We start from the raw sequence: 11,801 nt of genomic DNA, 5'->3' as shown, positions 1-11,801 counted from the left end.
AGGCAATAAAAAAATGAAGAAAAAATAAACCCGTTTCTTTCAAGGCTTAGCAGGAGGAATGGCCAGGTGGCTGCGGCAGTTTCCAAACATATCATTTGTCAAATTTCTTCCTTTTGCCTAAGCTAGGGAAGTGAGAAATCAAGGGATGGAAAAACAGGAACCTCTCTTTGATGAAGAATGAATGTAAGGAGTGAAGCATCAATGGAAACACGTGCTGTCGTTATTGAAGCCTATGGTGGAAAAGACCAATTAAAAGAAGCAACGGTCCAATTACCAGAATTAAAAGCAAATCAATTATTAGTCAAAGTTGCCGCAACGTCCATCAACCCGATCGATTGGAAATTAAGAGAAGGCTATTTAAAACAAATGTTTCCGTGGGACTTCCCAATTATTTTAGGTTGGGATGTCGCAGGGGATATCGTAGAAATAGGTGCTGACGTGACAGAATTCAAAGTTGGTGATGCGATCTATGCCCGCCCTGAAACGACTCGTTTTGGGACGTATGCTGATTACGCCATCGTGGATGCTGAGTTAGCAGCGATCAAACCAGAAAACCAAAACTACGCAGAAGCAGCTGCAGTGCCATTAGCTGGTTTGACTGCTTACCAAGCGTTGTTTGAACACGGTCGTTTAAAAGAAGGGGAAAAAGTCTTGATCCATGCCGGAGCAGGCGGAGTTGGTACCTATGCGATCCAACTAGCAAAAGCAGCTGGCGCTTACGTCATCACGACGGCTAGTCCTCGTAACCATGAGTTATTGCAAAAACTTGGTGCCGATGAGATCATCGATTACCATACGACAGATTTTGAAGAAGTCTTGCAAGACATCGATTTGGTCTTTGATACGATGGGGGGCGACACCCAGAAGAAAAGTTTCACTGTCTTAAAACATAAGGGCCGTCTGATCTCGATTTTGAGTATTGAAGACGAAGACTTGGCAAAAGAAAAAGACATCTTCGCCAAAGCAATTTGGTTACGAACCAACGGCAAACAATTGGCAGAATTGACAGAGCTGATCGAAGCAGAAAAAGTCAACAGTATCATCGGTGCAACCTTCCCATTGACGGCACAAGGAATTTACGATGCCCACGCATTGAGTGAAACACACCATGCAGTCGGCAAGATCGTTATTGAAAACCAAGACAATTTCATCAGCCAAGACGCAGAATAAAGGAGGCTGAACCGATGCGCTTATGGCATGAAGCGCTGATACCTGCTTTGCCTCGGCAGCAGCTGTTAGGCCAGCATCGTGAAGCAGCAGCCTTACGGGGGCTAGGCTGGGGCAAGAAGCACGCAACCGTCGATTACGTTTTTACCCATCCGCCCTATAAATTGTTTCAATACCATCAGTTAGTGCTGGATGAAATGACCCGTCGAGGCTATCGGCCAGCACCTGAATGGTACGATCCAGCGTATCGTGGCAAAAATCTGCCGCTGGAACCCTCCGTTCAAGCTGTTCCTTTGACTACGCCGATCTATCCAGAACATGATGAAGCATACTTGGAAGAATGCTTAGTGAATCTCCATAGTAAAGGGATCTATCTTTAAAGACCAAACACTTTCCTGAATTTTTGTTCGGGAAAGTGTTTTTTTGCTTTAAAATCGATAACTTACAAAAAGTAAGCATATTGTTCGCAACTTTTTTTGTTCCTTGTTATAGTGAGAACAGAGAATCAGTAATGAGAAATGAGGAAAAGAAAATGACCATCAATCACAGAAATCTTGAATTTGGGTTAGATACGTTTGGCGATCTAGCCTTTGATGATACAACGAAAGAACGGATCAGTTATAGCGAATCGTTGCGCAATATCGTGGCAGAAGGAAAATTAGCCGATGAAGTCGGCATCGATGTCATTGCCTTAGGGGAGCACCATCGGGAAGAATATTCGATCTCAAGTCCTGATACGGTACTAGCGGCTTTAGCGATGGTTACCAAAACCATCAAATTAGGTACCGGTGTAACTGTCTTGAGTTCGGATGATCCCGTGCGGGTCTACGAACGGTTTGCGACCGTTGACGCGTTGTCGAACGGTCGTGCACAAATCATGCTGGGACGAGGATCTTTTACTGAATCATTCCCTCTATTCGGCTATGACTTGCAAGATTATGAAGAACTATTTGAAGAAAAAACAGCGATGTTTAGTGAACTGAGAAAAGGCAAACCATTAACTTGGGAAGGCAAGTTCACGCAATCCTTAAAACATGCCGACGTTTTTCCAAAAATCGAGGGACACCAATTAGATACCTATGTAGGTGTCGGTGGAACCCCTGAATCGATCATTCGTGCCGTCCGTTATGGGTTTCCCGTTATGTTAGCGATCATCGGTGGCGAACCTGCTCGTTTTGCGCCGTATGTTGATCTGTATAAAAAGGCAGCGCAGCAATTGGGGCAACCGATTTTGCCAATCGGCATGCACTCCCATGGTGTGATCGCCGACACCGACGAAGAAGCCTATGAAATCGGCTGGAACTACATCAAAAAGAGCATGGACAAAATCGGTCTTGATCGCGGCTGGCCAGCCATGAGCAAAGAGCGCTTTGACTTTGAAGTCGAACATGGATCTTACTATGTAGGCAGTCCAGAAACCGTGGCGCAAAAAATCGCCCGTATGATGCCGCAAGTCGGTGTAGAACGCTTTGATCTGGTTTACGGTACTGGCGGACAGCTGCAAAAAGACCGTTTCAAAACGATTGAATTGTATGGAACCAAAGTGATTCCACGGGTGAAAGAATTGTTGGCAGCAGGTGATAGCAATGCCTAAAACCATCGGTATTTTAGGCGCAGGCAAGTTAGGCTTAGCGCTCGCAAATCTTGGTGCCCAGGCGGGCTATCGGGTCTTGATCGCTAGTACGAAGCCAGCAGAAAAAATCGCCTTGTCCGTTTCTGTGTTGGCTCCGGGAGCGATCGCAAAAAATGCCGCTGAAGTGATGACAGAAGCCCAAACGATCATTTTGGCAATCCCATTGAGTAAGTACCAACAGCTGCCAGCAGAAGCTTTGGCTGGCAAGCTAGTGATCGATGCCATGAACTATTGGTGGGAAGTCGATGGCAAAGAAACAGAATACTCATCCATCGAGCAGACTTCTTCGGAACGTGTGCAACGCTATTTTTCCCAAAGTAAAGTAGTCAAAGGATTCAATCATATGGGGTACCACGATATCCAAGAGGAATCCTTGCTGACGAGAACAGCTGCTCAAGGCACTGCCAAAAAAGCCATCGCCATTGCTGGTGATGACCAAACCGCCCTCGATCAGACAGCAGAAATCATTGCTGCCTTCGGCTTTGATCCCTTTCCTATCGGTGCTTTAGCTAATGGCATCATGTTAGAACCCGGCAGTCCTTTCTTTGGTGCCAATCAAACCAAAGAGGGATTGACGGCATTGATGAAGGCGTTTTGGAGCAGTGAGAAAGGGCAAGCGTTTCTGGCGCGTCCTTCTGCTGTGAGTAACAAGCAGCAGGCTCCCCAGTAAAAGAGCCGCCTCAAAGTACGCCTGGATACGATAAAAACAACCCTCTTCTCAAAAAAAGAAGAGGGTTTTTCCCATCCAGTCAAATCAGCACGTGGTCGCTAAAAAATACAATGTAATTGTTACGATTGTGATTCGTAAGCAGTGGTTGTTACGTTTACGTCTCTGCCAGACGATCCATAGTGTACATATCAGCCTGTACCTGCTTTGTGCTCGCCTTTGACACCCACCCATGTTTGTTAAAGATCGACTAGCCAGTTGGTTTGTTGGATCTTTCCATCTAGTTCTCGCAGCTGTTTGGCGGTCGCATTCAATTGCTCCGTTAGCGTTTTTGTATCGATCGTGCGCACCAGTCGAATTTCGTTGCGACCCATTCGGGGAGCTGCTTTGGTTTCATCCAGTGCTTGTGTAAGCAGTGCATGCTTGCGGCGCAGCTGTTCTCGCTGTTCTAGTGCTTCCATCAGCAATAACGCACTATCTGCTAAAGAGGCAGTCGCATTTTTCCGATTGATGGCAACGACTAATTCTGAATACTGTTGATTGATCTCATCGTATTCCTTGAACAATTCTGTGATACTGCGATCCAAGGTATCGCCTTCTTGGACTAACACACTGCTAGAGATTTCGTTGCGCAATTGAAACAGACGATTGTTCAAATCTCGTCTTAAAAGTAACGCTTCTGCTAATTTCATTTTGGCACACTCCTTTTTTACAAATCAGAAGGCTTATCTAGTTCTTATCCTAGAGAAGAACGTGACGAAAGGCAAGCAAGACGCAAAACAAGCTCTGATAGAAAAATCATAAAAAACTGAATATTCGCAATTCTTGTTGACTTCCAAAAACACCAATAGTATACTTTAAAACAATCATGAAATAGACAAAAAAACGTCATTTACCTGTTTTTTAGATAAAAAGAAAGACGATGAAGAGAAGAGTAGCTTTGGAATCTGTTAGAAGAGAACCCGGATGGTGAGAAAGGGCAGCAGAAAAAAAGTGAAGATGAGCTCTGAGTGATCTGATTTGTTCACGCAAATCAGACGGAAAGCAGCCGTTACCGTGCCAAGTATCTTAGCGTACTGTTGAGGTGCCATTTGTGAGAGTGGTGCGAAAAAGGGTGGTAACACGAAAATCTCGTCCCTTTGTTTGTCAAAGTTGATAAGCAAAGGGATGAGGTTTTTTCTTTTTATCGTTGAATGCGTTTTTTGCTGTCATGAAAAACACTTGCGTTGGTTGCGCAATCACATAGGAGGAAGAATGAAAATGATCTGGAAGAAGCGTTTATTGGTTGCAGCAGGAGTGATTGGGTTGACCCTTTCTGGCTGCACGACAACAGGAAATACTGAGGGATCAGAGGCTGAAACTAACGGAGCGCCGAATCAAGCGATCGCGGTGAGTCTACCAGCTGAGCTGACGACTCTCGATACGACCCAAACGACGGATAAAGCAACGTTTACCATCGTACAACATTTATTCGAAGGGCTCTACCGTTTCGATGAAAACAGCGAACCAGTTCCAGGCTTGGCAGAAGGAGTCGAAATCAGTGAAGATGGCAAAACCTATACCTTTACTTTGCGAGACGATGCGAAGTGGAGCAATGGCGAAGGGATCACTTCGGTTGACTTTGCTTATGCGTGGAAAAAGTTAGTTGATCCAGCAACGATGGGACCAAATGCCTATTTGTTAGATAATGTAGTCAATAGTAAAGACATTCGTGAAGGCAATGCAGAGGTAGAAACGATTGGTCTGGAAACTCCAGATGATGCGACCTTTATCGTGCAGTTGGAGCAGCCGCAACCTTCCTTTTTATCCTTGATTTCCATCGGTTGGTTGGCACCGCAAAATCAAGCCTTTGTTGAAGAAAAAGGCGATACCTATGCCCGGACAAGTGAAGATTTGTTGTATTCTGGTCCCTTTACTTTAACCGATTGGCAACAGACAGGAGACGAGTGGACGCTAGTGAAAAACGACCAATACTACGATGCTGATGTCGTTCAATTGGAGGAGATCAAAGGCTCCACCATCAAAGAAGAAAATACGGGGATCCAATTGTTTGAAAGCGGCGACCTTGATTTGCAAAAAATCAGCGGGATCTACGTCCAACAATACGGGGACAATGAAGAGCTAGTTACGCAAAACGATGTGGCGAACTTTTTCTTAGACTTCAATAAAACCGCCAACGATGCCTTAGCAAATGTTCATGTGCGTAAAGCGATCGCGTTGGCGATCGACAAAGAAAGTCTCGTGGATAATGTGTTGAACGATGGAGCGAAAGTTTTAAATGGATTGATCCCTACCGGCTTAGCTGCGAATCCAAATACTGGCGAAGATTTTCGAGCATATAGCGGTGATTACAACCTGTATGATTTAGAGGCTGCCAAGGAAGAGTGGGAAAAAGCCCAAGCGGAAATTGGCGAAAGTACGACGCTGCGTTTGTTAGTGACAGATGATGACAATGGCCAAAAAATCGGGGAGTACTTGCAAAGCCAACTCCAAGAGAACTTGCCAGGCTTGTCGATCTCCATCAACAAACAGCCACGTGCCAGCTTGAATCAATCAAGAGCAAATAGTGATTATGAGCTTTCCGTTTCTGGCTGGATCGCTGGAAGCAGTGACATGGATATGTTCTTTATCTTATACAAAAACGGCGCTTCCTTTAACTACGGCGGCTATATCAATGAAGAATATACGGCGTTGACGGAAGATGCGCGCACCGTTCATGCCAACGACCCCGATCAATATTTTGAAGATTACAAAGCGGCAGAAGAAATTTTGTTGGAACAAGATGCTGCGCAAGTCCCTCTTTACCAAAGTGCTTCAAATTATTTGATCAAATCAAATGTTAAAGACATCCAATTCCCAGCTTATGGTGCGCATTTCTTTTTCCGCACCGCCTATGTTAGTGAATAAGGGGAAAAATAGTTGAATGAAACGCGCATGTTTATTCGATGAACATGCGCGTTTTGCAACAAAAAAAGCAGTTCAGAAAGCTGAACTGCTAAATGCGGAAGATGGGAGTTGAACCCACACGAGATAAACTCACACGCGCCTGAAGCGTGCGCGTCTGCCATTCCGCCACTTCCGCATAAGATAAAGATAATCCTTTCTAGGAAGAAATGCAAGTCCAATCTCACAAAAAGGAGCCCGCCAGCGGGGACTGGCGGGATAGGAGTAAAAATGAAAAAGTGTTAGGGTTGTTTGTTGGTATGCATTTATAATAGCGGGAAAATGTGAAAAAAAGTTGACGAATCAAACAGAATTCTGAGAAGAAATCGTCAAGAAAAAGTGAAACCATTTAAAACAGTCAGAAGACAAAAAGGAGCCCGCCAGCGGGGACTGGCGGGAAGGAGTAAAAATGAAAAAGTGTTAGGGTTGTTTGTTGGTATGCATTTATAATAGCGGGAAAATGTGAAAAAAAATTGACGAATCAAACAGAATTCTGAGAAGAAATCGCCAAGAAAAAGTGAAACCAGATAAAACGGTCAGAAGACAAAAAGGAGCCCGCCAGTGGGGACTGGCGGGAAGGAGTAAAAATGAAAAAGTGTTAGGGTTGTTTGTTGGTATACAGGTATCATACCGAGAAAATATGAAGAATTTTCGAGTGAAATTTAGAAATTGCGTGAATCTTTTGACAAATTATGGCTTCTGTTTGAATTTTTTCTTAAAAGAGAATTGACAAAAGGCACAAGCTTTGATAATTTTAATGAAACAAAATGCAAACGCGATGAAAAAGAAAGTAGAATCACGGGCGTTGTCTAGCAGAGAGTTCCAGCAGGTGAGAAGGAACGACAACAAATGATTTGAAAATGACTTTGGAGCGGATTTTCTGACTAATTAGGAAAATACGGTTGCCCCGTTAACAAGCGACAGTCTCCGAGTGTTTTCGGGTACTGAATGAGGTGAGGCCTGTGAAGGCTTTACAGATTAAGGTGGTACCGCAGGTGATGCCCTTAGCTTTGGCTAAGGGCTTTTTTTGTGTCTGTAGGGTCAGCTGTTTCATGCGAAGGTTTTGTTGAAAAGGAGAAAGGTTGTTGGGAGGAGAGAAAATGCACAAATTAGTGGTTCAAACCGATTTTGGTTTGCAAGATGGAGCGGTCAATGCGATGTACGGGGTAGCCTATCAAGTGGCACCAAAGCTGGTCATTGCGGATTTGACTCATGAGATCGAGCCATACAACATTCATGACGCCAGCTATCGCCTGCTGCAAAGCGTCACCTATTGGCCAGCAGGAACAGTCTTTGTTTCAGTGGTCGATCCTGGCGTAGGGTCTGATCGAAGAAGTGTGGTTGCCAAGCTGGCGACCGGGCAGTTGGTTTTGACACCAGATAACGGCACCCTGACCTATTTAGCGACTTATATCGGAATCGCTGAACTTCGGGTGATCAATGAGGCAACTGAGCGCTTGGCAGGATCAGCCGAAAGCCATACGTTTCATGGTCGGGATGTTTATATGTATAATGCCGCTCGGCTCGCCAGCGGTGCCATCAGCTTTGAAGAGCTAGGAACACCTGAACCTAAAGAAGCGATCCAAGTTTTTGCCATTGAAAAGCCAAGCCAAACAGCTGAAACGATCACAGGGACGATCGATATTCTCGATATCCGCTTTGGTTCGTTGTGGACGAATATTCCCCACACGTTCTTTAAGCAATGGCAGGTCCAATACAATGAGTCGCTGCTCGTCAGTATCTACTACCAAGATACCCTGCGTTATCAAGAAGAAGTGCGTTTCGGACGCTCCTTTGCGCAAGTGGCAGAACAAGAACCCGTCTTATATGTCAATTCCTTACTGAATATCGGTTTAGGGCTCAACTTGGCTTCATTTGCTGAAACCTATAAAATCGGCACTGGCACAAATTGGAAAATTACCCTCAAAAAAAGGAGAAATGAAAAATGAATCAATCAAAATTTACAGTAAAACACATTGTTGCAATCGGTATCGGTGCTGCGGTCTTTTTCGTCTTAAAACGGTTCGTCACGATTCCGACGGGTTTCCCAAATACAGATATCGCCACAGCCTATCCTTTCTTGGCGCTATTAGGCGTTGTCTACGGTCCGATCGTGGCTGGTTTAGCAGGTTTTATCGGGCATGCCCTAGGAGATTTAACAACTTATGGTCCATGGTGGTCTTGGATCGCCGCCTCTGGGATCTTAGGGGTGTTCTTTGGACTTTTGACTCGTTGGATTCCAATCCAGCAAGGAACCTTTGGCGCTAAAGAAATTCGGACCTTCTTGATCGGTGAAACGATCGCAAATTTGGTCGTCTGGGTGATCATTGCCCCGATCGGGGATATTTTGATCTATGGCGAACCAGCGAACAAAGTCTTTACGCAAGGAGTCATTGCGGGATTGACCAATGCAGTCGTAACTGGGATAATCGGAGTGATCCTGCTAAAAGCCTATGCCCAAACCAAAACCAAAAAAGGCAGCTTGAGCAAGGAATCCTAACCAAAGAAATGTGTGAAGGCTAAAAAATGAAACAAAAAATCATTCAATTTACGAATTTTTCTTTCCAATATGATGCACAAGCGGAACCGACCTTGAAAAACATCGATCTAACGATCTATGAAGGAGAAAAAGTCCTGATCGTCGGTGCCAGCGGTTCTGGCAAAAGTACATTAGGAAAATGTTTGAACGGTTTGATCCCGCAAAACGACAAAGGCAGTAGTACTGGAGAATTGATGATCGGTACCAATGCCTTTGGGCAAGCTTCCATCTACGAGCTGTCTTTGACCGTCGGCACGGTGCTGCAAGACACCGATAGCCAATTTGTAGGCTTGACCGTAGCAGAAGATATCGTGTTTTCATTGGAAAACGATCAGCGCAGTCAAGCAGTGATGCAAGAGGCGCTGCGTTTTTGGGCAGAAAAGACTGACTTAATGGATCATTTGGCGAAAAAACCGCAGGAATTATCGGGTGGCCAAAAGCAGCGTGTTTCAATGGCAGGTGTTTTGATCGATGAAACACCGATTCTACTGTTTGATGAGCCGCTAGCCAACTTGGATCCGCAAACAGGTGTGGAAGCCATCAAAATGATCGACCAGCTGTATCAAGAGAAGCGTTTTACCACCATCATCATTGAACATCGCTTAGAAGAAGTGTTAGCCGCAGCTGTCGATCGCATCATCGTGATGGAAGAAGGCCGCATCCTTGCCGACAGTACACCGAATGAACTATTAAAAACGGATATGCTACAGCAAGTCGGCATTCGTGAACCACTGTATTTAGCTGCTTTAAAAAAAGCGGGGGTTCCCGTGACCGACGCTGCTGATTTGGTCGCGGTAGAAGCATTTGCATCACCTGAGATTGCCGAAAAACTGACTCAGTTTCAAGAAAAATTTCCGAAACCGGCGCTTCCTAGCCACCAGCCGCCGTTGTTGCAAGCAAAAAATCTATCGTTTTCCTACCAAGTGGGCAAACCAATTTTGCAAGCACTGGATTTTACCATCCATCAAGGAGAAATGATTAGTTTGGTCGGGCATAATGGCGCAGGAAAATCGACCTTGTCCCATTTGATTACTGGCTTTTTGACTCCGACTTCTGGCAAGTTGCTTTGGCAAGGAACGGACATGGGCAATGATTCCATCAAAGAACGAGCGCAAAAAATCGGGTATGTGTTGCAAAACAGCAATCAAATGCTGTCAAAAAACTTCCTGTTTGACGAAGTTGCCTTAGGCTTGCGCAACCGAAACGTTCCAGAGGCTGAAATCACAGAAAAAGTTCACCAGACCTTGAAAATTTGTGGTCTTTATCCGTTTCGCTCATGGCCATTGTCGGCACTAAGTCATGGGCAAAAACGCCGAGCCGCCATTGCAGCGATCCTCGTCTTAGATCCTGAACTCATTTTATTGGATGAGCCGACAGCGGGACAAGACTATCGCCATTACACCGAAATGATGCAATTTTTACAGGAGTTGAACCAGCGGGGATTAACGATCGTTATGATCACCCACGATATGCATTTGATGTTGGAGTATACACAGCGAACGATCGTTTTGACAAAAGGAACGATTTTGCTGGACGCACCGCCAGAAGTTGTTTTAGCAGACAAACAAGTGGTGAGTGCCGCAAACCTCAAAGAAACCAGCTTGTATACACTGGCGACCCTTAACCAGCTGACAGATCCCGCCGCTTTTACTGCCGCCTTCATTGCCAGCGAGAAGGGGGGACACGATGGAGAGTAATCTAATCGGCTATCTTGACCGCAAAACGTGGATTCACCAATTAAGCGGTGCCGCAAAACTGATTTGTTTTTTGCTGCTATCCGTCATCGGGATGATCTCTTATGATACGCGCTTTCTCATTGGACTGGCATTGTTTTCGGTCTTTCTATTTGCCAGTGCTGGAATTCGCTACCGAGATATCGCTTTTGTATTAAAATTTATCATCTTTTTTTCGCTTTTGAATTTGGTGGCGGTCTATCTTTTCGCACCAGAATATGGGGTGGAGATCTACGGTACGCGCCACGTGATTTTCGAAGGGATCGGTCGGTATACATTGACCCAAGAGCAAGTGTTTTATGAGCTGAATCTGTTGATCAAATATTTTGTCACGATTCCTCCAGGGTTGATTTTCTTGTTTACCACCAATCCTAGTGAGTTGGCGTCCAGCATCAACCGCATCGGGATTTCCTACAAGATCGCCTATGCAGTCGCACTGGCTTTGCGTTACATTCCCGATATTCAAGATGATTTTCGGACCATTGCCAAAGCGCAGCAAGCACGGGGCGTGGAGCTTTCTAAAAAAGCACCTTTGCGCAAGCGAGTGGCAGGCAATGTCGCGATCGCGATTCCTTTGATTTTTTCCAGCTTGGAACGGATCGACCATATTTCTGCTGCCATGGAGCTAAGAAGGTTTGGCAAGCATAAGCAGCGTACCTGGCTGAAAGCTAAGCCGATCCAAGGCAAAGATCTCTTGGCGATTGCTGTCGTTTGTTTGATCGTGGCGCTCGGATTGTCCTTGATGGTCCTTAATGGCGGACGTTTCTACAATCCGTTTCGTTAACAAATCAACCCATGAAAACTTAAAAAACGGACGCATTGTCAATAATGAAAGTGGGACGGATGAGTCAACTCTGATTTATCCGTCCCAGAAATGATCGAGCAAAAAAACGCAGACCTAGCAGCAACTGACTTTAGCAAATGTAGTACTCGCTAAAGTTAATTGACTGACTATCCTGCGTTTTTTTGCCGAAAAAAAAGGAGCCCGCCAGCGGGGACTGGCGGGATAGGAGTAAAAATGAAAAAGTGTTAGGGTTGTTTGTTGGTATGTATTGATAATAGCGGGAAAATGTGAAAAAAATAGGAAGAGAAAGCAATAGAAGTGTGTCAATCTGTTGA

The 11,801-nt window shown here is 45.0% G+C and carries 10 protein-coding genes, 1 tRNA gene and 1 other annotated feature; of the genes, 9 read left to right on the top strand and 2 right to left on the bottom strand.

Translation table 11 applies throughout. From position 1 onward, the window contains the following. Positions 1 to 201: 201 nt before the first annotated feature. The 4 genes from P0G38_RS12685 to P0G38_RS12670 all read left to right on the top strand — a co-directional run bounded on the left by P0G38_RS12685 (position 202) and on the right by P0G38_RS12670 (position 3,470). Positions 202 to 1,170: an NADP-dependent oxidoreductase gene (locus P0G38_RS12685; protein ID WP_275851644.1), complete on the top strand. Its 969-nt coding sequence runs from the start codon at positions 202 to 204 to the stop codon at positions 1,168 to 1,170. Between the two features lie 14 nt (positions 1,171 to 1,184). Further along, positions 1,185 to 1,547, top strand: a complete 363-nt coding sequence (locus P0G38_RS12680; RefSeq protein WP_016610641.1) for a TIGR02328 family protein — start codon at positions 1,185 to 1,187, stop codon at positions 1,545 to 1,547. Positions 1,548 to 1,699: 152 nt separating this feature from the next. Continuing rightward, on the top strand, positions 1,700 to 2,761 hold the full coding sequence (locus P0G38_RS12675) for an LLM class flavin-dependent oxidoreductase (protein WP_275851638.1): 1,062 nt from the start codon (positions 1,700 to 1,702) through the stop codon (positions 2,759 to 2,761). After that, entirely contained in the window at positions 2,754 to 3,470 is a 717-nt protein-coding gene (locus P0G38_RS12670) for an NADPH-dependent F420 reductase (RefSeq protein WP_275851634.1), read from the top strand. The genes P0G38_RS12675 and P0G38_RS12670 overlap by 8 nt, the downstream gene beginning before the upstream one ends. A gap of 236 nt (positions 3,471 to 3,706) precedes the next feature. Here P0G38_RS12670 and P0G38_RS12665 read toward each other — a convergent pair whose 3' ends face one another. Further along, positions 3,707 to 4,159 (bottom strand): DIP1984 family protein, encoded by a 453-nt coding sequence (locus P0G38_RS12665; protein WP_005225396.1) that lies wholly within the window; start codon positions 4,157 to 4,159, stop codon positions 3,707 to 3,709. Positions 4,160 to 4,721: 562 nt separating this feature from the next. On the opposite strand from P0G38_RS12665, the gene P0G38_RS12660 reads away from it, so the two are divergent. After that, positions 4,722 to 6,374, top strand: a complete 1,653-nt coding sequence (locus P0G38_RS12660) for a peptide ABC transporter substrate-binding protein (protein WP_275851626.1) — start codon at positions 4,722 to 4,724, stop codon at positions 6,372 to 6,374. Between the two features lie 93 nt (positions 6,375 to 6,467). On the opposite strand, the gene P0G38_RS12655 is transcribed toward P0G38_RS12660, so the two are convergent. After that, positions 6,468 to 6,549: transfer RNA gene (locus P0G38_RS12655), tRNA-Leu, on the bottom strand. Positions 6,550 to 7,179: 630 nt separating this feature from the next. Further along, positions 7,180 to 7,419, top strand: a binding site (T-box leader). Positions 7,420 to 7,510: 91 nt separating this feature from the next. On the opposite strand from P0G38_RS12655, the gene P0G38_RS12650 reads away from it, so the two are divergent. From P0G38_RS12650 to P0G38_RS12635, 4 genes are read left to right on the top strand one after another with little or no spacing between them, the layout of a single operon-like run. Beyond that, positions 7,511 to 8,359: an SAM hydrolase/SAM-dependent halogenase family protein gene (locus tag P0G38_RS12650; protein ID WP_275851623.1), complete on the top strand. Its 849-nt coding sequence runs from the start codon at positions 7,511 to 7,513 to the stop codon at positions 8,357 to 8,359. Beyond that, entirely contained in the window at positions 8,356 to 8,910 is a 555-nt protein-coding gene (locus P0G38_RS12645) for an ECF-type riboflavin transporter substrate-binding protein (protein WP_005225401.1), read from the top strand. The genes P0G38_RS12650 and P0G38_RS12645 overlap by 4 nt, the downstream gene beginning before the upstream one ends. A 26-nt stretch (positions 8,911 to 8,936) precedes the next feature. Beyond that, entirely contained in the window at positions 8,937 to 10,646 is a 1,710-nt protein-coding gene (locus tag P0G38_RS12640) for an ABC transporter ATP-binding protein (protein WP_275851619.1), read from the top strand. Then, positions 10,636 to 11,466, top strand: coding sequence for an energy-coupling factor transporter transmembrane component T family protein (locus P0G38_RS12635; protein ID WP_005225404.1), 831 nt, complete (start codon positions 10,636 to 10,638; stop codon positions 11,464 to 11,466). The genes P0G38_RS12640 and P0G38_RS12635 overlap by 11 nt, the downstream gene beginning before the upstream one ends. The last annotated feature ends 335 nt before the right edge of the window (positions 11,467 to 11,801 follow it).

The organism is Enterococcus casseliflavus (assembly GCF_029215545.1).
Classification (GTDB): Bacteria; Bacillota; Bacilli; order Lactobacillales; family Enterococcaceae; genus Enterococcus_D; species Enterococcus_D casseliflavus.
The sequence above is the reverse complement of the archived record's forward strand: the minus strand, read 5'-3'. Positions and strand labels throughout refer to the sequence as shown.